This is a genomic window from Mucilaginibacter sp. (genome assembly GCF_965225845.1).
Classification (GTDB): Bacteria; Bacteroidota; Bacteroidia; order Sphingobacteriales; family Sphingobacteriaceae; genus Mucilaginibacter.
The window spans coordinates 2,407,504-2,431,655 of sequence record NZ_CBDDBL010000002.1; the positions used below are offsets into that span (position 1 = coordinate 2,407,504).

A 24,152-nucleotide genomic window follows, 5' to 3' on the forward strand; every position below is an offset into this window, starting at 1 on the left:
ATTAATATTTTAAAAAAAAGAAGAATATTTATCCTTAAAAAGTATTATTTCACTAAAGTTGAAATTGAGCATTTAAAAATTATTTTATTACAGAAAAAAATATCTAAATAATACTTCACGTGTAATATCTGTATTTTTTTAAATAATAAAGTATATATAGACAAGATTATGGACTTGGTGTTGATGGCTCTCATGGCTTTTTTGTAAATCTGAGCGAGGCATTTTACATAATCTAATTATGAGTTATTTTTGCAGATTATTTGAAATTCGCAAAAAGCAGATTGATTTATTCAAACAGCCAATACTACATACTTGCCACCTTTGTATACTAAAAACATACAAAATGGAAAACAAAAGTAAAATTGCCCTGGTAACCGGCGGTAGCCGCGGATTAGGTAAAGACATGGCTCTACAGCTTGCTAAAAAAGGTATTAATGTGGTACTTACCTATAACAGCCAAGCAGATGACGCTAAAAACGTAGTATCACAAATTGAACAAATTGGTCAAAAAGCAGCAACGCTTCAACTAAACACCGGTGACATCAAGAGCTTTGATGCTTTTGTAAACACCTTAAGCGAAACATTGACTAATACTTTCAATACTACCCATATCGATTTCCTGATAAATAATGCAGGTGTTGGCGGGTATTCACTTTTAAGCGATGTTACCGAGGAACTATTTGATGAGCTATTAAATATTCATTACAAAGGAGTTTATTTTTTAACGCAAAAGCTATTACCGATGATGAATAATGGCGGCGGTATAATAAACGTATCAAGTGGTTTAACACGCGTAACTGTACCCCGATCATCAGCCTATGCATCAATGAAAGGTGCGATAGAAGTGTTTACCCGGTACTTGGCTAAAGAGCTTGGCGAACACGGTATAAGGGCCAACACAATAGCGCCAGGAGCAGTATTAACTGATTTTGGAGGCGGGCATCTTAGAGAAAGCAAAGAGCTGCAACAATTTATAAGCAACGTAACTGCATTAGGCAGGCCGGGTGAAGCTGATGACATTGGCGGCGTAGTTGCATTTTTATGTACCGAAGATGCAAAATGGGTTAACGGCCAACGTATAGAAATTTCCGGCGGCATGGCATTGTAAATAAGTTATCTGCTGGAGGAATTAAATTACTAAATTTAAATTATACAAAAATATGATCACTCACTCTTCACTGGATAACTTTTATCAAAGGAACGGGGCGCAACTTCCGGAGGGTTCCATTAAAGAGATCGGTCATTTTAATGTTTTTGAAGCTGAGAAACTGTTTGACAAGAAAACCGGAACCCGGATAATGCCTTACAGCCGCAGGGAATATTATAAGATAAGCTGGTTAAAAGGAAAAAGCAGGGCAGAATACGCGGATAAAGTGATCGATATACCTGAAAGTGCCCTGCTTTTTGCAACCCCTAAGATCCCATATAACTGGGTTCCTGATGATGGTAACCAAACAGGCATGTTCTGCATTTTCACTGCCGATTTTATTTCTCCGTATAAAGCCGGTAGTACAATTGATGATCTTCCAATATTTCAACCGGGACAGTTGCCTGTTTTTCAACTTGATGAACTGGAGGCAAAAGAAATTGAATACATCTTCAGAAAAATGAACAAGGAGTTTTCTACAGATTATAAATATAAGTATGACTTGATGAGGACCATGGTGCTTGAGTTAATTCACTATGGTCAAAAATTGCAACCGATGTCCGCCCTGAGTGCTACCCAAAATGCTACAGAGCGGATCTCTTCGCTGTTTATTGAACTGCTCGAACGCCAGTTTCCGTTAGACTCCTTAAATCAACGATTAAATATGCGTGCTGCAAAAGATTATGCAGACCGTTTAGCTGTACATGTGAATCATTTAAATAAGGTATTAAAAGACACAACAGGATATACTACTACGCAATTAATAAGCAAAAGGGTTGTACAGGAGGCTAAAATTTTACTCAAGCAAACCAATTGGACCATTGCCGAAATAGCTTACATCTTGGGCTTTGATGACTTGGCCCATTTTTCAAATTTCTTCAAAAAACAAACCTCATTTCCCCCACTGGCATTTAGAGTTTAAAGTATCTGCAATAAATTTAAACCTCAACCATTGCTTTTATAACCCCGTTTTCAGGGTTTAACCAGGATTCAAACTGATCACGCACTTCATCAAACTTTACCCGGTGTGTTATATAGTTTGTCGGATCGACATCTCCGTTTTTAATTGAAAAGATAACGTGGTCAAAATCTTCTCGTGTTGCGTTACGACTGCTCATTAATGTGGCTTCCCGTTTATGAAATTCCGGGTGGCTAACGCTGATCTCACCTTTTTGCAAGCCCACCAAGACATATCTTGCTCCGTGAGCCATATATTGAAAAGCGCCATTAATAGCTTTTTGGCTGCCTGTGGCATCTATTACCACTGTTGGCATATCCTTGTTGGTAATAGCTTTTAACTGTTCCATAACATCTTCTGTGGCTGCATTTATGGTGTGATGTACTTTTAGTTTGTCTTTGCAAAAAGCTAATCGTTGCGTATTAATATCAATAGCTATTACTTTGCCGCCTGCTATCCGGGCAAATTCCATAATTCCCAATCCGATAGGGCCCGCACCTATCACTAGTACAAACTCACCCGATTGAACGCCTGCTCTTCGCACACCATGTGCGCCGATAGCTAATGGCTCAGTTAAAGCAAGCTCGTCGAAACTCAATCCCTGGCTTTTCACTAATAAACGCGAAGGGACTTGTAAATATTCAGCCATACCGCCATCCACATGTACACCGGATACTTGCATATTTACGCAACAATTTGGCTTACCCGACCGGCATGCAATGCAATGGCCGCAATTATAATAAGGGATAAAAGTTACAGCCTCTCCAATTTCAAATTCTGTAGCACCATCTGCTTCAATCAATTCGCCTGCTAATTCGTGTCCGAGTACCCGAGGGTAAGTAAAAAAGGGTTGCGTGCCTTCAAATGCATGTAAGTCTGTTCCGCAAATGCCTATTCTTTTTATTTTGATTATCGCATGTCCTGATTGTAATTGCGGTTTTTCTCTTTGTTCGTAAACCAGCTCACCTGGTTTTGCACATACCAATGTTTCCATATATCATTATTTGCCGAAGCTTTTTATTCTTTTTATAATTTGTAAAACTTGGTGGCATTATCGCCCCAAAACATAGTTTGCTCGTTCATTGAAAGTTTACCTGCATAATGTTCTGCTATGTTAATCACTTTTTGATAATTGCCTGCAATGTTGCAAACCGGCCAATCGGAACCGAACATCAATTTGTCAATACCAAAAGCATTAAATACAATATCCAGGTATGGTACAAAATCCATGTATTGCCAATTCTGCCAATCCGCTTCTGTAACCATTCCCGAAACTTTGCAGTAAGCATTGCTTAACGCTCCTATCTTGCGCATACCATATTCCCATTGGCCGATGTATTTGTCTTTGATATATGGTTTAGCCATATGGTCTATAACAAATTTTTGATTGGGAAACTCACTGATCAACTGCGCTGCATATTGCAGCTGGTCAGGAAGAATTAAAAGATCATAGGTAAGATCATATTTATTCAGTGCCGAAATCCCCTTTTTAAATGCTGGCTTTAACATTAACGCCCTGTCAGTTTCACCCTGTAATACATGGCGAAATCCTTTGAGCTTTTTATGCTGAGTCATTTTTTCTAAACGGATTTCAATATCTTCGGATTGCAGATCTAGCCAACCCACAACGCCTTTAATAAAATCAAATTTGGATGCGTTGTCTAACTGAAAATAGGTTTCCTGTTCAGATTGATTGGATTGCACAACAACGCAACCGCTAAATCCATTCTTTTTTAATAATGGCTCAAGATCAACAGGCATAAAGTCTTTTTGTATGGCCGACATGCTTTCATCTATCCAATTATCTCTAACCGGATCAAAAATCCAAAAATGCTGATGCGCGTCTATCCGTTCCATTATGCGTTAATTAAATAACGATAAGCCTGCTTCACTAATTAAATTCGCTTTATATAAATCAACCCAAAAAGCATTGGGCAACTTGTCATTTGCCATGTTTATATTATCCGCAACCCGGTTAGGATTAGTTGTATTTAGCGCAATCGACTGTACTCCCGGCGCATGTAAACCAAATTGCACGCACGCAAGTGCAGGATTAATTTGATGGAGTTTACAAATAGAAAAGAATCTTTCGCGCCATTGAATCAGGGCCTGATCTTTAGCATTTTTATGATCAACTTCACGATAGTTATAAAAATTACCGCCCGTTAAAAATCCAGCGTTAAAAACAGCTGAATTTATAATTGCTGTTCCGTTAGATTGAAGCCTCGACATAAATTCTAACAGATCAGCCGGATGGCTGTGCACCGTCATGCTATTAGCAATCATCACCCAATCAAACTTTATATACCTGTCAATCTGCAATATTATTTCCCAGTTTTTTGCACCTATACCAATGGCCTTAACTTTACCCTGCTGTTTTAAATCAGTAAGCGCACGGTATGCGTCTATGATATCATGAAAACGTTTGGTCTTTTCATTTAAAGAACCGGCAGCGGCCATATATTCATCCGGATCGTGTACAGAAACAAGCTGTGCCTGATAACCATCCAGTAATTCGTTTCCCTGGTGATAGCATTCCAAAATCCCGTCATAACTGATGCTTTGTTTGGCATCATATTTCAAATCCTTCCACACACCGGGTTCAAAAGTAGGCTCAGGGTTTTTTAATTCTGTACGCAACCAGCCTAATTTGTTACTGATCAACACCTGACCAGATTGCACACCTAATAACTTCAAACTTTTACCAAGCGACTCCAATGCTAAGCCTGCACCGTATTTACCGGCAGAATCGAATACCGCTGGGATGGGAGAATTTAGAATACAACGGGATACGATCTCAGTTTTCACATCAGGATCAAGTGCCGTGTATAAATTGCCCAAACCGCTGGTACCGAATATGACTTTAGGAAGTTGAAGGCTTTCCATTTTGATCTCTTGTTTATTAATTTAAAATACCGGTGAAACAGGTAACTCGCTAACATTAACTTTGGCTTTATGCCCTGTCATCCCGAATAGAGCAATAATTATAAAGCAAATTAAAGGTATTATATACCCGTATTGAATGTTTCCGGTAGCATCACTTATATAGCCAAAAAACCGTGGTACAATTGCCCCGCCAACTATGGACATGATAATTAAACTGCTGCCGAATTCAGTATCACCTTTCAAATCCTTTATTCCCAAAGCGAATATAGTAGGGAACATGATCGACATAAAAAAACAGATCGCTATCACGGTGTAAACGGTTATCATACCATGCCCGGTAATTGCAATCACACATAAAAGCACATTGGCTGCTGCGTAAACCGCAATTAAATTTTCCGATTTAAAAAATCGCATTAAGACAGTACCTATAAACCTGCCTATTAAAAATGCCAGTCCGCAAATTCCTAAATAATCTGCTGCATCAATTTCTGTAATGTTTGCCGATTTTGTTGCGTAAAGTATAAACAAGCTAAATACACAAACCTGCGCTCCTACGTAAAAGAACTGTGCAGCTATTCCCCAGGAAAGATGCCGGTGTTTTAGCGCATGGAGAATATTTTTACTGGTTGCTGCTTCTTCCTTACCTTTAAACTGGGGCAATTTTGTTAATGAAAACACAATAGCTATGGTTACCAGGATGCAGCCAAGAATAAAATAAGGTAATTTTACGGTAGATGCTTCTGCAGCTAATGAAAGCTTTCGCGCTGATGCAGACATTAAACTTAATTCCTGTAAACTGCGGCCTTTTGTCAGAATCATGCGTGCACCAATAATTGGCGCTAAAAACGCAGCAAGGCCGTTAAACGATTGTGCAAAATTAAGCCTTAAAGTAGAGGTTTTAGGATCACCCAAAACGGTGATGTAAGGGTTTGCGGCTGTTTCCAGCGTGGCAAGTCCGCAGGCAATAATAAAAAGCGACACCAAGAAAAAAATATATTGCTGGGTATTTGCTGCAGGTATAAATAAAAAACAACCGGATGCAAAAATTAACAAGCCGGCAATAATTCCCGTTTTGTATCCAAACTTTTTTATAATAATCCCTGCGGGGATAGCCATAATAAAATAGGCTATAAACACTGCAGAATCAACCAGTGTTGCCTGAACGGTAGTGAGCGTAAATGATCTTTTTAAATGCGGAATAAGGATGGGATCAAGATTATGGGCAAATCCCCATAAAAAAAACAGGCTTGTAAGCAGCGCCACTGCAAAAATACTATTTTTTGAATTCATGAATTTTGGTTCAACCGGCTTGCAGCCGTACAATTGGATAATTCAAAAAAACATTATTTACAGCCACAGGCAATCATCAATTTATCCATCTATTAAGTTATTTTAACATAAGAGTAATTGATATTGTATATTTGAGAATATAATGAAGCCCCAACTTGTTAAAATACCTTATGAATTAGAGCATTCCTTTAGTGTTAGAAAAGATATTGCGCCGAATATTAATAACCGCTGGCATTATCATCCCGAGGTTGAGCTGATTTATTTTCATAAAGGTGCAGGCACCCAATTTGTCGGCGATCATATTTCGCAATTTACCCCAGGAGACGTTGTTATTGTAGGCAAAAACCTTCCGCACTTTTGGAAGTATGATGATTGCTATTTAAAAGAGGTGATTACATCAGAACCATTTTCAACTGTTATTCATTTCCACGAAAATTTCATAGGCGAACGTTTTTTACATTTACCCGAAACCAAGCCCATAAAATTATTGCTCGAAAAAGCAAAAAGGGGTATCCTGTTTAAAGGATCTGAATCAACGGATGGAGGGGAGTTCATAGAACGCGTATTTCAATCCAAAGGGATCAATAAGATCACAACCCTCATCGAATGCCTTTCCGCACTTGCAGAGAAAGATAGAACTTTACCACTTTCATCCATCGGTTTTAAATATGATTTTCCAGACTCTGAAAACAAAAGGATTACATCCATATATAGCCATACATTAAGCAATTTCCATAAAAAACTCTCGCTTGACGAGGTTTCTCAAATAGCCGGGATGACCATCAACTCATTTTGCAGGTATTTTAAATATCATACCGGAAAAACCTATATCGAGTTTTTGAATGGAATTAGGATTGGGTATGCCTGTAAATTATTAATAGCTAACCAAACAAGTGTGAAGCAAATTTGCTACGAATGTGGGTTTAATAATTTTAGCTGCTTTCATCGCGTGTTTAAACGCTTAACAGGCAAAACGCCCCAGGCATACCAGGATGATTATTTATCCTGATTTGTTGCTTCAATGTTGATATAAACAGTTCCGGGTAAATATAGTAGGGTGTTTTTTTAAATAAAAAGCCAACCCTGGTTATTTTAGTGGCGATACTAATTTTATCCTGGCTATTTTATTTAGCTGGGTTAATGCCTGTAAATTGAATTACGATGGTCATGAATTGCTGATAAAGATTCAAGGTAAGATATAAACCTACGAGTATTTTAAATTATGTATTTAAATTTCAACAAAAACGGCCTTTGAACAATTCAAAGGCCGCTACTGTAATAAGTGGTTTAGTAAGTTACTTATCAATTATCGGATCCGGGGCTGCCGGATGCATAGGATCATAAACCGCTACAGCTACCCTTGAATCGGCGCAGCCATAGTATAAAAACCATTTTTGTTTAAAATAAACCATGCCTTCAATAAAAACTGTCCCGTTAATATATTGCCCGCTCTTTTCAAATGGTTTCATCGGCCTTAAAAAAGGCAGGTCTAACCGGGTTATTGGTTTTGATGGATCATTTTTATCAAACAAAGCCTCGCCTGCACAATAAGAGTTGGCGTTAAACCGGGTATCTCTCCCATCCCCTGCTTTATTCTTACCATTATAAAAAAGGATAATTCCATTTTTAGTTTTTATAGCCGGAGGACCACACTCAGTAAGATCGCTATCGAAATAACCTATCCTTGGTGATATTAGTTCCCTAAGTTCGCCTTTTGCAGTTACTACAGGCGCCCAGTCGATCAAGTTCGTTGAAGTAGCTGCGTAAACATGCTGCTCGCCCCAGTACATCCAATACTTACCTTTACTTTTTATAATCACCTGTTTACCGTTCACTACCTCAGTTAAAATGGAAGCCGATTTGCTGGCTATATTAAAAAATTTACCGCTATAAGCTTTTTTAAATATCGGCCCGAATTTTTTCCAGTGAATAAGATCGATGGAGGTGGCTACGCCTAATCGCGGAATATCGCGATTCCATTCAGTGTAAAATACTACATAGGTACCTGTGGGAGTAATAGCAACACGAGGATCTTCACAACCGCCCGGCCATTCATATTTCTTTCCTACGTCATTAGCGGGATAAAGTACCGGTTCCGGTTTTCTTTTGTAATGGATCCCATCAGCACTTTCTGCATAGCCGAGACGTGACGTACGAAACCCGATACCTATTCCATATTTATCTTCAGCACGATAAAGCACCACTATTTTACCATTTTTAAGCGCAGCAGCGGGGTTAAATGTGTCATTTGCCTCCCAGGCAACCTGCTTGTTGCTCATAGGGTCTAAAAAGGTTTTGTTAGTATCAGGCGAAATTATGGGGTCGATATTTTCCGACCTTACGAAACCGCCAAAAGCCCAGTAAGGTAATTTATTTACCGTAGATTGGGCAAAGCTGTTGATAGCTGATAATACCAGTATAAATACCAGACCTATATTTAATTTATTTTTCATTTTTGATTGATGTTTTAAGGATTAAACACTGGCGTAAAGCTCTTCGATCTTCTCAAGTGGCACCCCTTTGGTTTCAAACACATAACGGCTTACAAACATCACCATACTGATATTAATGATCCCATATATACCGAATGTTGCAACGGCTCCCAATTGCGCTAACATAACGGGGAACGTTAATGATACAATGGTATTGGCAACCCAATTACCAAATACAGCTATAGATGTAGCTGTACCCCGTATTTTGTCAGGGAATATTTCGGCAACGTATACCCATAGCACCACGCCCCATGTGCAGGCAAAACCACCTATGTATATGAATATAGTAATCAATACAAAATAGTTATGCAACATGTTAAAATAAAACAGCGCCGCCAAGGTAAACATACACAAACCCATTACCCATGAGCCTACAAGCAACAACTTTTTACGCCCAAGCCTGTCTATAAGCGGAAAAGCAAGTAAGGTAAAAATTAAATTTACTACCCCGGTTAAAACTGTTTGAAACAGCACACTACCGCCTACATGTGTTTTGGCAAATATCAGCGGAGCATAATAAAATATGATGTTTATACCGGTAAGCTGGGCTATGGCCGCGAAAATCAGTCCTATTATCACCACTTTTTTAAAGCGGGGCGATAATACATCTCTCAGGGCAGGCTTCTCTTCTGCAGCAATACTGTCACTTACTATATTTACCTGTGCCTGGCTTTGTTTATCGGAATAAATTTTCGCGAAAATCTTTTTAGCATCGCTTACGTTATTTTTAGATATCAGCCATCTGGGGCTTTCAGGAACTAAAAGCAACAGGAAAAAGAAAATACCGGATGGGATTACAGCCGCGGCAAGCATATAGCGCCAGTAATCATCACCCGGAGTAAGCAATGAGCTGTTGACAATTAAATAATTAGATATAAATGATAGCAATATACCCGTTACTATGGCCAATTGCTGCAACATCCCCAACCTACCCCTGAATGTTGGCGGAGCAACCTCTGAAATATAAATAGGCGCAAGCGTTGAAGCCATACCTATTGCAACGCCACCAACAAGGCGGTAAATAATCAACTGCAGGAAACTACCTGCAATGCCGCTGCCTATGGCGGCAATTACATAAAGCATAGCGGTTACAATCATCAGGTTTTTGCGCCCGAAACGATCCGCAAGATAACCGGCAAATAACGCGCCCGGGATGCAACCTATAGAAGCTGCGGCTACTACTAACCCAAGCTGTGCATCATTAAGATGGAAGAAAGGTTTTAAATATTGCAACGCGCCTGCAATTACGGCTGTATCAAAGCCAAATAGTAGCCCCCCTAAGGCGGCTACTATTGATATAAGGACTGTGTAACTTTTCATTATTAGTTAGGGCTTTCCATGGTATATAATGAGTTTACTTCGGTAGCGCTTAATACTTTGTTGTATAGCCTAACATCATCTATAGAGCCCTGGAAATAACTGGCGCCATAAAAGTAATTTGGGTTTGTTGTATCTGTAAAGTTATAAGCCGATTTAGGCAACTCGTTACCTATACAAACATTTACAATTGTTTTAGGCGGGATGAGGTTACCGGCTAAAGCTATCGTTTTAATCAATTTACCATTGATGTAAAAAGTTATAGCTCCATTTGTAAATGATGCGATGATCTGGCTCCACGCGCCCAGTTGAACGCTGCCCGGATTATCATCCTCATCATGAATTCCGGTATCGGTTGATACGGTAAGGAATGGGAAGTTATTTGACTGCAACTGAAACTTATATCCAAAGTAGTGATCTACTGAAAAAATATAATTGCCATTACTTGCTACCGCGGGCTTAACCCAGCAGCTAATAGTAAAGTTACTTGGATACAGTGTTGCGTCATACGGGATTTCAATGTAGCCACCATTATTAAAGTAATAAGCGTTATTAGCGGCGCCATATCTGTCGGTTGTTAAAGCCGGCAATGTACCGCCATCAGTTGCTGTTGCTGCCGAACTGCCTACATAATTGGTTCGCAGGGTACCGTTGTGACCGTTGCCTGTTGCATCCGTCGCGTCGCCGCTAAACTTCCAGTAAGCTACAAGGTTTTCGGGTGAGATTTCCTGTATCAGATTGGTTTTAAACGCAGCTATAGCCCTTATCAGGTTGGCTAACGTATTATTAACCTGGTATTGGGTGTAGTTGCCCGTTTTAACGTTCGTTGCAAGCGTAATTGCTGTTTGTAGTGTTGCTTTTGAGCCTACTGAATAATCACCAGCCTGTTTTCCCTCTACTGCGGCACTATATAATGTTGTTGCTGAATCAATCTGTAAGTCGAGCTTTGTTTTATCTGAATTATAATCAGCCGTGGCTCCGTTTTTTTTGCACGATTGAAATAAAGCTATAACAGCGACCATTATTACGGCCATTGTCACAATTCTTTTTAAATGTTTCATGTTCTAATTTTAAAAATTGTTATAAGCCTAAATTTGGATTTGATTGTCTTTCGCTTTCGGGTATCGGGAAAAACTTATCAGCATTGTAATTGAACAATGGTTTGTAGGATAACACACCATTTGCATAAGTAGCACCATACCTGATGATATCAAAAAAGCGATGAAATTCCAACGCAAGCTCTGAGCGCCTCTCCTTACGGATAAGATCACGTAACTGGCTTTGATCAGTAACGGTAATATCAGGTAATAAACCGGCAGGTACCGTACCGTTGTAACCAGGCAACGTAGTATCATACAAATAACTTTCCCTTGCACGCTTACGAACTCTGTTTAGCGGAGCTAAAGCTGCTGAGCTATTACCTGATTCATTTAGTGCTTCAGCTTCTATTAACAACACATCTGCAAATCTTATGGCCTGATAATTCAGGTTTCCATCGCCTTTAACACTAACCGGTATTTCAGATAATGGCTGGCAATCTTTTTTACTTAGGTAACCCGTTGTAGTCCAGGTTGGGTCGAACGTGCTGTCAAAATAAGGATGCCCTGCGCGGGCTATCGAATAATCTAATCGCGGATCAACTACACCTGTAGAAGATACTTCGTAGTTGTTAACAAGGCTTTGCGTTGGATAGAAAAACCCATATCCTCCAATTGAGCGCGGGGCAAACCAAACATTTAAATTGTTACCCTGAAAAGGAACCAAACCTGTTTGGTGCTGAATTGAAAATATTCCCTCAGCATTATTTTTTGTTGCAGCCCTAAAATTATCTGCATAAACAGGTAATAAGCTGTAAATGCCCAGTGCATCTACTGCTTGCGCGGTTGATGCTGCAAGTGCCCATTTTTGCTCAAAAAGATAGGTTTTTGCTAACAAGGCCAAAGCCGCTCCTTTAGTAACACGGCCTAAATCACCGCCGGTCCAGCTGGTTGGCAATGCTGCAGCCGCAACCGTGCAATCCGCTTCTATCTGCGCAAAAATCTGCGCCTGTGTAGATACCGGCTTTTGAGCTTCAGCAGGTGTTTCTACCTTCAAATGCAAAGGTATCGCACCGTAAGCCACTGTTAGGTTAAAATAATAATAAGCGCGTAAAAATTCCGCCTGGCCTAATGCTTGGGTTTTAACAGTTGCCGATATAGCGGAGTTATTTGCCAGGCCATCAGTAACAACGTTACAGGTAAAAACGCCCTGGTAAAATCTTTTCCACAAGCCTTCTACGGCTGAATTCGTCGGGTTGATGTTAAAATCACTAACGGATTGAAAATCAGCCTGGTCGCCTGCGCTGCCGCCTTTTATAGCATCATCCGAAGCTACATCGCCCAATACCCAAATCGTATTAGAGGATGCATCGGTAAACGTAAGTGAGGTGTAGGCGGCATTTACCGCAAGTATGGCGTTAGCATCATTTGTAAAAAAATTCGAAGTTGAATATTGTCCTTCTATCGGCTGATTTAGTACCTTTTTGCATCCCGCTGTGGTAATAAGCAGGATGGCTGATAAGTATATTGAAATATTTTTTGCTTTCATCTTTCTATCAATTAAAAATTAGAAATTAGCACTAACACCAGCTGTTAACACGCGCGACGACGGGTACGTGCCCCAATCAATCCCCACTGCTTGTGGTGTACTACCATTGTTGCTATTGTTGTATTGCTCAGGATCCAAACCAGTGTATTTGGTAAAGGTTAACAGGTTTTGCGCGCTGACGAAAATTCTTCCGGAAGACATACCCACCGCCTTTAAAGTGTTTTTACCCAACTTATAACCCAGCTGAACGTTTTTAAGCCTCAGGTAAGATCCGCTTTCTAAAAACCGTGTTGATGGTTGCTTATTATTTGTGGCATCAGACCATGACAATATCGGCAATGTATTGCTTGTACCCGGGCCTGTCCAGCTTTGCGTAGCAGCACGCTCAGTAATATTGAACGGGCGGTAAAATCCTTCTATATCGGTAAGCACCTGGTCGTAAATTTTATTTCCGTGCACTCCCTGGAAGAACAGGCTTAGATCGAAGTTTTTATAGGTAACATTGCCTGTAAAGCCGTAAGTAAAATTAGGTATCGGACTACCTACAAATGTCCTGTCGTTTTGATCGATAACGCCATCGCCATTTACGTCTTTATACATTACATCACCCGGTCTTATGCCTGGCCCCTGGTAAGCATGTGTAAATATTTGTTGTTGGTTTTGAAATATCCCCTCCTGCTGTAATAAGTAAAATGAACCGATGGGGTGACCTACAGCTGTAAGTGTTGCATTGTAGTTATTATCGATACGTCCGTTAGAAATTGGCGGAGCTCCGTCAAGTGAAACAACGTCATCTTTTAGCGTGGCAAAGTTGCCGCTTACAGTAAAGCCCCAATCGTTATTGATCGTGTGACTGTAGCTTAGCTCCAGTTCAAAACCCTGGTCGCGAACTTTACCGGCATTAACAAATGGCGCAGATGCCTGACCGGCGCTTGATGGCAGCGATAATGGCAATAACACGTTGTTTGTGTTTTTGATATAGTAATCAACTGTTGCTGTTAAAGCATTATTAAAAAATCCTAAATCTAAACCAACGTCTTCCTGGGTGCTAACTTCCCAGCGTATGGTTGGGTTACCTATAGCGTTTATAGTATAACCCTGGTTTGTTGTACCATTAAACGGATAATAAGTGTTACCCAGGAAAGTAGATAAGTAATTATAATCTCCCAATTGATTTGAGTTACCCACCTGCCCAACATCAACCCTTAATTTTAAATTCGATATTGATTTAATATCCTTCATAAAATCTTCCTCATTAATACGCCAGCCTAATGACCCAGAGTAAACAGATTGTGATTGCGCATCAGGATCTAACTTTGAAGAAGCATCATACCTGTAATTAAAGCTCGCCAGGTACCTGTTGTTGTACTGGTAATTGATACGGCCAAATAATGAAGAATAACCATAATGCGATTCCCCGCCACCATTTTGCTCGCCAACGGCGCTTCCGTTATCTAAATATTGAAAGGTTACCCCCTGGTTAACATAATTGGTACGTGAGGCCCCGAGGCCTTGCTGATCCTGCTTTATAATTTCAGTACCCACTAAAAAAGTAAATGCATTTTTATTAAAGTTTAGGTCATAAGTAGCAGTGTTTGTCCAATTGTAGTTTAAATCGTTATTATATGACTGGGCAAGCGAGTTTGGTGAATTAGTTGTTTGGATAGGTTGCGATCCCAGGTTACCTGTATATCCGGCTCCCTGATAAGGGTCATTTGCAGGCGTACCATAAGTGGCGAAAAACTGCTTATAGGTAGACATGTTCATATCCAAGCCTACATCTGTCCTTATCTTTAAACCTTTTATAGGCGCTAACTCTGCGAAAAAGTTACCTAGAATAACGTAGTTATAGTTATTATCATTCGCGTTTGCAGCTTCCTGTACGGGATTTAAACCATCCCCTAAAAAGTTGCCTATACCGCCTGAAGTTCTGTTATCCTGGATGGGAATAGAGACGAATTGCCCGGTAGGGTCATAAACAGGAGTACCCGGTGTACGGAATAAAGCATAGCGGACAACACTGGCCGCGGCACCCGAGTAACCATCACCCGATGTTCCTACTATTCTTGTTTTTGAGTAAGCTAAATTAACGTTAGTACCTATTTTCAAATATTTACCGATGTCGCTGTTTATAGCTGTTCTTAAATTATACCTGTCGAAAGAAGAGTTTTGGATTAAGCCGTTCTGGCTAAAAATATTGCCTGAAACGATGTAATTTGAATGATCGGTACCACCGCTAACTGACAGGTTAATGTTTGTGATAGGTGCCGGTTTAAGTACTGCCTTTAGCCAATTGGTATTGGTTAATGTACTGGCTAAGCTATCAGATATACCCGGGCGGCCATCATTTGCAGCGGCCGTATTATAGGCTTTTACATATTGGGCATTATCAGCCATTTTGATCAAATGATCGGCAGACTGGACACCTGTGTAAAAATTGAAACTAAGTTTTTGTTTACCCGCGGCCCCATGTTTTGTAGTGATAATTACTACGCCACCAGCCGCACGCGCACCATAAATAGCAGCTGATGAGGCGTCTTTAAGTATATTGATACTTTCAATATCATCCGGCGCTATTTCGTTAATACCATCTACAGTAGGCACGCCATCAACTATATACAAAGGGTTAACCCCATTAATAGTTCCGATACCGCGTATATGAACTGATATTGCGTCACCAGGTGCACCTGTATTTTGTGTTACAGATACACCAGCCGCTTTACCTTGCATAATTTGCTCAACGCCACCAACAGGCAGCGCATTTATATCTTTACTGCTAATTAATGAAACGGCTCCAGTAAGGTCTTTCTTTCGTTGCGTACCGTAACCTACAACCACAACTTCATTAAGGTTACTGTCATCATCTTTAAGTGTTACCGTAATTTCCGTTTTACCGGCAACGGCAATTTCCTGGCTTCGGTAGCCGATAAATGATACTACGAGGATGGCATTATCAGGTACGGTAACCTTGAAGTTACCACCCGCGTCCGTTACTGTTAGCGCCTTTCCATTTTTTATACTGATGGTTGCTCCCGGTAACGTAGCCCCGGTTGCATCAGTAACTTTACCGTTCACAGTTATATCAGCTACACCCGCGTCAGACGCCTGTGTGATAACAATTAACTTTTGCGATAATATTCTAAAAGATAATCCGGTATTTGCTAAAGCATTATTTAGTATTTGCGGAACGGTAAAATCCTTTACGTCCACATTTACGGTTTGAGTTGGGATGGCCTGGTTATTGTATAAAAAAGTGTAATTGCTTTTTTTCTCCAGGAGTTCGAATAATTTGTCAAAACTAACGTTTTTAACGTTGACATTAATTTTGTCCTGCGAGTGTACTGCTGCAGAAACGTGCAGCAACGTAAGCAAGAGCAATGCATAGGTTAATTTCATGCACAACAGAATTTTTTTGACAATAGGTTGCTTAATGAAAGAACTAAAAGTTTTTTTCATACTTTTGAAAGTTGAGGTTAATAAAATCTAATAAAGCCTGATATCCAGCCAGATAATTGGTTGCATTGGATTAACCTTAATAAGAGGAAGTGTTCCCGCACTTCCTTATTTTTTTTTAAGGCTAATAAAATTTTGCAGAGAGTATGATTAGGTCATATCGAATTCCTTTCTTTTCATAATTTAGTTGGTTTATGATCGTTGGTTACCATATGTGTATTTGGTTATTGGTTATTGCGTAATGAAAAGGTTGGGTAAATTGGAGCGCCCGCATTACCTCATTAATATCCTGATCTTTAAATGTGCCTGTAAATTGTTTTGACCTATAGTTATCGTTATCAAAAACTATTTTAACGTTATACCAGCGTTCAAGCTGAATGGCCAAATCTGTAAAATTTTCTTTTTTGAATGTAAGGTTATCAGATACCCACCCTGTTTCCGTTATATCATTATCAGGCACAACAGGCTGTGTAACATCTCCGTTACTTATTACAAGCGAATCAACAATTGGTTTTTTAACCGAGATACGATTTTTCCTGATTGTATTCGTTTTTGTATTTATGGCAACTGTTTCATCAGGATAAAGCACAACTTTTGAACCGGGACTGGTGCTGTTTAACACTTCAACCTTTCCACGTATTAACGTTGTCTCAATAAATTTATCACCTGAGTAAGCCTTAACATCAAATGCTGTGCCTAACACAACTATGTTTAATTTACCCGCATGCACAACAAACGGATGCTTTGCATCGTGCTTAATATCAAAATAGGCTTCACCAACAAGGGTTACTTCCCGCCTGCCGTTAGCAATTAATTTATCAGCATATCTTACCGAAGAACCCGAGTTGAGCCATATAGTTGAACCATCAGGCAAAGTAGAACGAACACGTTTGCCATATTGCGCAACCAATTCCTGTTGCTGCAAATTCACGGATTTTTTAAAGTGCCCGGCAAAGTAAGCACCAATTAACAAAAGCGAAACAACAGATGCAGCGAGCATCCATGCTTTATTGTTTTTTTGTTTTAAAGGTTTAAGCTGATAGGACTTGAAAAGACCTGCTTCAATGCCATTACCCTCGCTTAAATAGTTATTGAATTTGTTAATCCCCTTCTCTAACAACCGGCGCTCCTCAAATGAAGTAACTTTCGGAGGGCTTAACTTTAACATTTTTAGATTTTCATAATCTGAACGCAATTCTGGCTTATCCTGAAAAATACCTTCAAGCTCATCAAACTCTTCAGGCGAAATTCCGCCTGATACAGCCCTCGATATTAAAAGCCAAATACGTTCTTCTGATGCCATATGACTGAAAGACACAAAAACTATTAAATACCCCCAAAGCAAATGAAAATATTTTAGATAAATTGTTTTAGTAAAATGATTTAGTAAAACAATTTATTTTTAATAAACATGGTAATTTTTTCAATTAAAATGTTCTATCTTTATTTTACAATTATAAATTATTGCGCTTCGCGATATGCAAATAGTCCTTCACGAAAATTTTGAGCAAGCTACGCTTGTTGATGAACAGGTTTTTACAGACCTGTACAGGCAATATTTTGTGAAATTATACCGCTTTGCAATATCTGTTACCCATTGTAAGGAAGCATCAGAAGAAATAGTGCATGATGTGCTGATGAACCTGTGGAAAAAACGGCATTCTTTTAAGGAAATAGAGAATTTAAATACTTACTTATACGTGTCAGTAAAAAACTTATCTCTTAACTACCTAAGGAACCAGGGAAAACACATATATGTAGATGTAGAGATACTGTCAGCCGAAACCACTTATATATCCGTTGATCCGGAAAGTGTAATGATAAGTAAGGAACAGGTGAATGATCTTAATCTGTTAATAAATAACCTGCCCGTGAAATGCAGGATTATATTTAAGCTGATAAAAGAAGACGGTTTAAAATATAAAGATGCAGCCGCTTTGCTAAATATTTCTGTTAAAACGGTTGAAAATCAAATGGCTATAGCGCTAAAAAAAATATCTTCAGCTTTCCGCGTGCAGAAATAATATTAACACTTATTTTGCGGGGCCGTTTGCAACTCATTACCGGTTTTTTGAATCTGGTAAACAGGCTCAGGTGGGGGTCGGGTTTAGTATCGGCAATTCTCACGCTTATTTTACGATCGTCTATTTCGGCGCCATCAACTGCTGCTATAGCCTTTTCAGCCCCGGCCTCGTCATTCATATGGATAACACATCTGCTCTACAATAGGATCTTAGCCAACTTTGCACCATGTCAAGGTTTAATTAGTAACAGATTAGCTGAGTTATTGAAAACTGGAAAGATAAGCAGTTTAATACGTAGCTGGCCGAGCTTCTCAAGGTGAATACATTATATGTTTAGAGGATGTGCCCGAACTTGAAGAAACCAATCAGCTCCTAAGATGGGCATCTTCTTTAAAGCACAGTTACTCTGATTGGCTACCTGGATTATCGCCTCCTGCTGACAAATCAGATCTTATAATAATAGTCAACGCTTTTTTCTGTGGTGCCGTCCAATTCATCATGTATCACGAGGTGGCGCACCTTGCAGGAAACCATAAAGAATACCTTGAACTACGCAAGTTAGTAGCCAAGAGTGAGCATGTAACTGTTGATGAAGCAACAATTCTAAAGCAACTCGAAACCGAGGCAGACAATTATGCATTTGAATGTATGGTATCAAACACCAATGAGGAGGTCAGCGTATCTATTGGTATGGCCATATTAATTGGACAATCAGCCCAACTGTACCTGATCAGAGAAGCTTTTCAATTGACACCACAAACTTATCCAGATATCGACACGCGACTATTCAACATTAAGCAGAAGATCAAGTCCGAGAATCAGGAAGAGCAAAGTGTCTTCGATCTTATCCACAACGTTGGTCTTACGCTCTTTCTTAATCACTTACACCTTAAATATCATCCTGTAGCGGAAGACGCTTCTTCGGGAGAAAACTTGTTAGATGCACAATACAAAGCTTTCGATTTATTTAAAGCTGATCTAGCTAGAGGTCTTAAAATCTGAAGGATGGATATAGAAGACAACAATATTGGCATGTCTAAATCTCTATACAAGTTAGCCGAGTCATCAGCATACAACCACTTCGTTTCGAGGTATTAGCACACAATGGGTTTCCCTCAACCTCAATGCCAGTTGCTCGTCCAGATACTATGCAGTCGCGTTGCACGCTACTTCTGCATAGACCTTTTGCTTAGCTCACAACCACCTGCGTTGCTATGTGGTGGTTTGTGATGCTCGTAGAGTTGAACTTTTTGCTACCCATAGTTACTATATGTTTGCTATCTTATGAGAATGATGAAATATTGTAAGCCCAATACGAGTGCGAGATTACGGAAGCATCAAGTGGTTCAAGTCTTGGTTTAAAGGCAGTTACAAGTTATCACGTAACTTGTACTGGACTAGCTTTGGATAAGTCTTTTAGCTGGTGTGCATTGGATCACAAATTAGAGGATGTGTTAAAGCCGTACGTGCATAAGTTCATGTCGGTATTAGCTAACGGCGCTCGGTTAAGCAACACTATAGTATATACCGCTGATAAGCTGATAGAATTCATCGAGAGTAACTACCTACACTTAACACCTGATGCAAAACTCAATAGTATACTAGAATACATTAGTGATAGAACCAGCTATGAGGGTCAGGACATTAGATTACCTATTGTCGAGCCACTTGAAGCTGTAAAAATGTGGTTCGCCACCCCTGATGAATGGTGGTTCTATCTCGAAAGTGCCTTAGACCAAGGTCTGATCAGGAAAGTTGACACTGAAGAGGTTGTACATTGGCAGTACGATTCAACCCCCTTATATAATCATGGTCTAACTGTAGCTGGCCTAAGCAGATTAATCAAGACAAACGAAAAGGAGAACTTAAATCTGTCTTTTATTGCCATGGCTTTTTCATCCGACATGTTCTTGGTATTGGAAGCTGCGATAAAACCAGCACTACAAGAATGCGGCTTTGGTCATTATATAGTTAGTGAGGATCATGTTGACTCTGACAAGACTATAAATGATGCAATTTTAGCTGGCATTAAGAAAGCCAGGTTTACTATAGCAGACTTCACACACCACAGAGGAGGTGTATATTTCGAGGCAGTGTATGCATTAGGAAGAGGTCAAAAGGTGATATACACATGTCATCATGAACACATGGACAAAGCTCACTTTGATATCCGGAATTATCAGCACATTGTTTGGTCTGATGCGACCGATTTCAAAAGGCAACTCATCAACAAGATAGAAGCTTTCATAAAAGAGTAATATGAAAGAGTTAACAGCACAGGATAGAATAAATACAGTATATGGCGGCGGCGGTCATGTTGTATTGCTCGGTGCAGGAGCAAGTATAGCGTTTACAATCAGAAATCCAGAACTCCACAATAAAACTCTGCCGTCTATGGACAATTTTATTAATGTTGTGGGGATTCAGGACATAGTGGACTCGCTACCAAAAAAGTTACAAGTTGCTAACTTTGAAGACCTCTACAGTAAGCTCTATGACGAAAACCCTAACTCAAATGGAATACGTTCCATTGAAGCAAGAGTAAGAGCTTACTTTAGTGATATGCAACTTCCTGATGAAGCAACTCTATACGATTACCTTGTACTTTCTCTTCGTCCTAGGAATTTAATCGCTACTTTCAATTGGGATCCATTCTTATATCAGGCATGGTGCAGGAACAAACATATTGGAGACTTACCATATGTAGCTTTTTTACATGGCAATGTTGCCATAGGTTATGATGACGTAGATAAAAGGTGTGGACCGTCTGGAATGATCTCTAAGATAACATACTTGATATTCCGGGGATGTTGACCACCTGATTCCGTGGCAAAGTGACCAGGCGATTAGCTGGCGAACGATAGCAGCGAGAGCTGTAAAAGCGTTTTCAAAGTTAGTTATTAAAAGTGGTTATTGATAACTGACCTCTTTATCATCAGTTCTTCGTTTCTTTCTCATTGATTCCCCCTTCAGTTCGATACGGTGTGCACTATGTACAATCCGGTCCAGTATAGCATCAGCAATTGTCTTTTCACCGATCACATCGTACCATTTACTTACAGGTAGCTGAGAGGTAATGATCAGCGAGGTCTTTCCATGCCGGTCTTCAATGATCTCCATTAGCGCAGCCCTGCTTTGCGCATCAAAAGGCTGTATACCGAAGTCATCCAATATCAGTAGTTCTTGCCGCTCGATCTTCGCAACCTCTTTGAGATACGAACCATCGGCCTTCGCCATTTTGAGTTTAGAGAACAGTTTGGGCGTACTGGCATAAAAGACCCTGTAGCCCAGTGTGCAGGCCTGGTACCCAATAGCAGAAGCGATATAGCTTTTACCGATACCTGTGCTGCCGGTGATCAGCAGATTCTCATTGCGCTCGATGAATGTACAGTCCGCCAGGCGCATGATCTGGTTACGGTCGATACTTCGGTCGGCATGATAGTGAACGTCCTCTACAGAGGCTTTGTAGCGGAACTTGGCATAATATATCTGCCGCTCGATACGCCTGTTATGGCGGTCATCCCATTCTGCATCTACCAGGTGCGCCAGTAGCTCATCTGCTGTGTAATCCTCTGTTTTACCTGTTTCCAGGGTGCTTTGAAAAGCATGGTACATGCCGAAGAACTTGAGCTTCCGCATTTTGTCTAACGTGTTTGTGTTCATTCCATTGGTTGTTTAAAAGGTTATTTGTAATAGTCTTCGCCTCTGATATTATCATGGCTGGGCATAGGAAGTTCATCTGCGAACAGGCTTTCTTCGTATTGATCCATCTTCTTTTCCAGGATCATATGAATGGTCTTATAGTTATAAACGCCATAGTGAAGACCTCTTCGGCAAGCCATGATCAGGCGTTCATTACCTACTTTGCGGGAGAAGCCAAGGATACCCAGGCAGGACTTATAAGCCTGTTCAGGATGTTGTTTACGGTCGAATATATTATGGATATAAAGCCTGACATCCTCGTGTATGGATGAGGCCCAGCCCAGGAACTTATCTTTTGACCAGTCGGCCACGAACTGATGAGTGGAAGCCAGATGGTCTTTCTCGGTTGTATAAAGATATAGTCCCCTTGTGCGTTTATGCATGGCAATACGCTCATAATGGTAAAAGGCTTCTACCGAAGAACTGGAATATAGCAGCTTGATCTTTCTGCCGATAAACCGATAAGGGACGCTGTAATAATGTTTATCCGGTCCAAGGCATACATAGCCGTTCTTCATCACGGTAGCATGGAACTGCTTTTTAAGCTCGTAACGCAGAACAGGTAAAGGGTTGAGCACTTCGCGCTCTATCTCATCGAACTGCTGCCTTCGGCTGTAGTTCCTCCCTTGCAGGAACCGGTTGTTGTGCTCTTCGAGCACCACTCTTATGGCTTCGTTCAGATCCTTTAACGAATGGTAAACTACTTTTCTTAAGGGGGCATAGATCCGGGTATACATGATCTTAACCGCACCTTCTACCAATGCTTTATCACGAGGGCGGAACGCCCGAGCTGGTAGTATGGTAGTACCGTAATGATCAGCAAAGTCAGCGAATGTTTCGTTTAACGTGGGCTCAAAACGGCTGCTTTTGGTCACGGCAGCTTTCAGGTTATCCGGTACAATGGCATCAGGAACGCCACCGATATAATGCAGCGTATTCTCACAGGCCGTAATAAAGTCCTCCTTTTGCTGACTACTCACAGCTTCTACATAAGTAAGCTGGCTGGCTCCGAGTATCGCTACAAATACCTCAACGGTAATGATCTCGCCGGTCTCCTTATCGGTAATGCTCAGCTTTTGCCCTGCAAAGTCCACATACAGCTTATCACCTGCTTTGTGATCCATATGCATGGTCGGGTTGACCCTCGCTTTCCACTGGGTATAATAGAAGCAGAACTGGCTGTACTGATAGCCTTCCGGGAACTCTTTATAATACTCTGCCCATAATATATGACGGTTAACGCCGGTGCGTTTAAGCTCCTTATCTACATGCGGAAAGCACCGCAGCATAGATTGCATACGGCCTGTAGGAGGCATCTCCCTGCTTTTTCCAAAGAAGTCCTCTAGTTCCTTATCGTTCAGCGCATCAACCTCCTCGAACGTAAAGCCACTATCCTTAAACGAGGCCAGGTACTTCTTAACGGTATTCCGGGACGTATCAGCCTGGGCAGCTATCGACATGATACTGCGCCCATTGGTGTACATCCTTATTATCTTTCTGATCTTACTCATGCTAATCGTAGTGTTGGCCATGCTTTTGGAGGTTATATTAAACCTCGTAAAGATGGGTGCTTCTACAGCATTAGCTGCTCGTTCGGGGTGGTCAATTTGGCCCGGAATGCCTGGTCAGTTTGCCCCGGAATGGGGTGGTCAATTTGACGCGGAATCAATGGTCACATTCCGCCGGAATCAGGTGGTCAATATCAGCGGTATATCCAAACATACAACGAATTTAAGCCCACGCAATTGCTTTACCCCGTAACAAGCAAGAACTATAACTCGGATGGGTTTATTAAGAGTCAATGGGATATGACAGAGAGTTTTCTAACCGATAAGTCGGTAGCTCAATTCACTGTCTTCGGATACGGTGCGCCTCAATCTGATGTAGAAGCAATGAAGTTACTGAATAAGTTCTGGGGGACAGGTGAGGAGAGAGTTATGGAACAGTTTGAAATGATTGATGTACGTAGTGAAGGTGAAGTAAAAGAGAGCTGGGACAACTTTATTAACTCTCATCACTACGACTTCCGAACAAGTTACTTTGACTCATCGCTGGCTAAAAATCCTCGGAGAACATTTGAGAGCTATCATCAGCACATTCAACCCTTTACAATTGAAGAGTCTCTAAGCAAGTCAAATCCTATCCCGGAAGACATCAAGTCATTGGAAGAGCTATGGGAATGGCACAAGCCACTCATTGAAGCCGAAGAAACATGGAAGGAGCAATCAAAGAAAGGCAAGAGTTAATTCCTATAGCAACGTTACAAGTAGCGAACAACGCTAGGCTTAGTCAGCCTG

The 24,152-nt window shown here is 40.5% G+C and carries 20 protein-coding genes; 8 read left to right on the forward strand and 12 right to left on the reverse strand.

Going from position 1 to position 24,152, the window contains the following annotated elements:
* The first annotated feature begins 343 nt into the window (after positions 1-343).
* Both ACYZ0U_RS14965 and ACYZ0U_RS14970 read left to right on the forward strand, forming a co-directional pair.
* Positions 344-1,108, forward strand: coding sequence for an SDR family NAD(P)-dependent oxidoreductase (locus ACYZ0U_RS14965; protein WP_461453347.1), 765 nt, complete (start codon positions 344-346; stop codon positions 1,106-1,108).
* Between the two features lie 52 nt (positions 1,109-1,160).
* Complete coding sequence (locus ACYZ0U_RS14970; RefSeq protein WP_461453348.1) at positions 1,161-2,069, forward strand: helix-turn-helix domain-containing protein; 909 nt, start codon at positions 1,161-1,163, stop codon at positions 2,067-2,069.
* Between the two features lie 16 nt (positions 2,070-2,085).
* On the opposite strand, the gene ACYZ0U_RS14975 is transcribed toward ACYZ0U_RS14970, so the two are convergent.
* The 4 genes from ACYZ0U_RS14975 to fucP are packed head-to-tail and all read right to left on the reverse strand — an operon-like array spanning position 2,086 to position 6,281.
* Positions 2,086-3,099, reverse strand: a complete 1,014-nt coding sequence (locus ACYZ0U_RS14975; protein WP_461453349.1) for a zinc-binding alcohol dehydrogenase family protein — start codon at positions 3,097-3,099, stop codon at positions 2,086-2,088.
* A gap of 32 nt (positions 3,100-3,131) precedes the next feature.
* Complete coding sequence (locus ACYZ0U_RS14980) at positions 3,132-3,962, reverse strand: amidohydrolase family protein (protein ID WP_461453350.1); 831 nt, start codon at positions 3,960-3,962, stop codon at positions 3,132-3,134.
* Positions 3,963-3,968: 6 nt separating this feature from the next.
* Positions 3,969-4,991, reverse strand: a complete 1,023-nt coding sequence (locus ACYZ0U_RS14985) for an aldo/keto reductase (RefSeq protein ID WP_461453351.1) — start codon at positions 4,989-4,991, stop codon at positions 3,969-3,971.
* 21 nt (positions 4,992-5,012) lie between these two features.
* Positions 5,013-6,281, reverse strand: coding sequence for an L-fucose:H+ symporter permease (gene fucP, locus ACYZ0U_RS14990; protein ID WP_461453352.1), 1,269 nt, complete (start codon positions 6,279-6,281; stop codon positions 5,013-5,015).
* A gap of 142 nt (positions 6,282-6,423) precedes the next feature.
* On the opposite strand from fucP, the gene ACYZ0U_RS14995 reads away from it, so the two are divergent.
* A complete protein-coding gene (locus tag ACYZ0U_RS14995; RefSeq protein WP_461453353.1) occupies positions 6,424-7,290 on the forward strand; it encodes an AraC family transcriptional regulator in 867 nt (288 codons plus the stop codon).
* Positions 7,291-7,576: 286 nt separating this feature from the next.
* Here the strand turns inward: ACYZ0U_RS14995 and ACYZ0U_RS15000 are convergent, their stop codons facing one another.
* From ACYZ0U_RS15000 to ACYZ0U_RS15025, 6 genes are all read right to left on the reverse strand, one after another.
* Complete coding sequence (locus ACYZ0U_RS15000) at positions 7,577-8,734, reverse strand: glycoside hydrolase family 130 protein (RefSeq protein WP_461453354.1); 1,158 nt, start codon at positions 8,732-8,734, stop codon at positions 7,577-7,579.
* 21 nt (positions 8,735-8,755) lie between these two features.
* Positions 8,756-10,093 (reverse strand): sugar porter family MFS transporter, encoded by a 1,338-nt coding sequence (locus tag ACYZ0U_RS15005; protein ID WP_461453355.1) that lies wholly within the window; start codon positions 10,091-10,093, stop codon positions 8,756-8,758.
* A 2-nt stretch (positions 10,094-10,095) separates the two neighbouring features.
* On the reverse strand, positions 10,096-11,151 hold the full coding sequence (locus ACYZ0U_RS15010) for a LamG domain-containing protein (protein WP_461453356.1): 1,056 nt from the start codon (positions 11,149-11,151) through the stop codon (positions 10,096-10,098).
* 19 nt (positions 11,152-11,170) lie between these two features.
* Positions 11,171-12,676: a RagB/SusD family nutrient uptake outer membrane protein gene (locus ACYZ0U_RS15015; RefSeq protein WP_461453357.1), complete on the reverse strand. Its 1,506-nt coding sequence runs from the start codon at positions 12,674-12,676 to the stop codon at positions 11,171-11,173.
* 18 nt (positions 12,677-12,694) lie between these two features.
* Positions 12,695-16,072, reverse strand: a complete 3,378-nt coding sequence (locus ACYZ0U_RS15020) for a SusC/RagA family TonB-linked outer membrane protein (RefSeq protein WP_461453358.1) — start codon at positions 16,070-16,072, stop codon at positions 12,695-12,697.
* Between the two features lie 262 nt (positions 16,073-16,334).
* Positions 16,335-17,432 (reverse strand): FecR family protein, encoded by a 1,098-nt coding sequence (locus tag ACYZ0U_RS15025; protein ID WP_461453359.1) that lies wholly within the window; start codon positions 17,430-17,432, stop codon positions 16,335-16,337.
* A gap of 175 nt (positions 17,433-17,607) precedes the next feature.
* Between ACYZ0U_RS15025 and ACYZ0U_RS15030 the strand changes: the two genes are divergently transcribed.
* From ACYZ0U_RS15030 to ACYZ0U_RS15045, 4 genes are all read left to right on the forward strand, one after another.
* Positions 17,608-18,153, forward strand: coding sequence for an RNA polymerase sigma-70 factor (locus ACYZ0U_RS15030; protein WP_461453360.1), 546 nt, complete (start codon positions 17,608-17,610; stop codon positions 18,151-18,153).
* A gap of 342 nt (positions 18,154-18,495) precedes the next feature.
* Positions 18,496-19,155 (forward strand): hypothetical protein, encoded by a 660-nt coding sequence (locus tag ACYZ0U_RS15035; RefSeq protein WP_461453361.1) that lies wholly within the window; start codon positions 18,496-18,498, stop codon positions 19,153-19,155.
* A 476-nt stretch (positions 19,156-19,631) separates the two neighbouring features.
* Positions 19,632-20,411: a hypothetical protein gene (locus ACYZ0U_RS15040; protein WP_461453362.1), complete on the forward strand. Its 780-nt coding sequence runs from the start codon at positions 19,632-19,634 to the stop codon at positions 20,409-20,411.
* A gap of 1 nt (position 20,412) precedes the next feature.
* A complete protein-coding gene (locus tag ACYZ0U_RS15045; RefSeq protein WP_461453363.1) occupies positions 20,413-20,967 on the forward strand; it encodes a hypothetical protein in 555 nt (184 codons plus the stop codon).
* A 96-nt stretch (positions 20,968-21,063) separates the two neighbouring features.
* Here the strand turns inward: ACYZ0U_RS15045 and istB are convergent, their stop codons facing one another.
* Together istB and istA are read right to left on the reverse strand one after the other, a co-directional pair.
* Positions 21,064-21,816 carry an IS21-like element helper ATPase IstB gene (gene istB / locus ACYZ0U_RS15050; protein WP_354431475.1) on the reverse strand — a complete coding sequence of 251 codons (753 nt, stop codon included), beginning with the start codon at positions 21,814-21,816 and terminating at the stop codon, positions 21,064-21,066.
* 20 nt (positions 21,817-21,836) lie between these two features.
* A complete protein-coding gene (gene istA / locus ACYZ0U_RS15055) occupies positions 21,837-23,366 on the reverse strand; it encodes an IS21 family transposase (protein WP_461449803.1) in 1,530 nt (509 codons plus the stop codon).
* Positions 23,367-23,663: 297 nt separating this feature from the next.
* Between istA and ACYZ0U_RS15060 the strand changes: the two genes are divergently transcribed.
* Entirely contained in the window at positions 23,664-24,101 is a 438-nt protein-coding gene (locus ACYZ0U_RS15060; protein WP_461453364.1) for a hypothetical protein, read from the forward strand.
* The last annotated feature ends 51 nt before the right edge of the window (positions 24,102-24,152 follow it).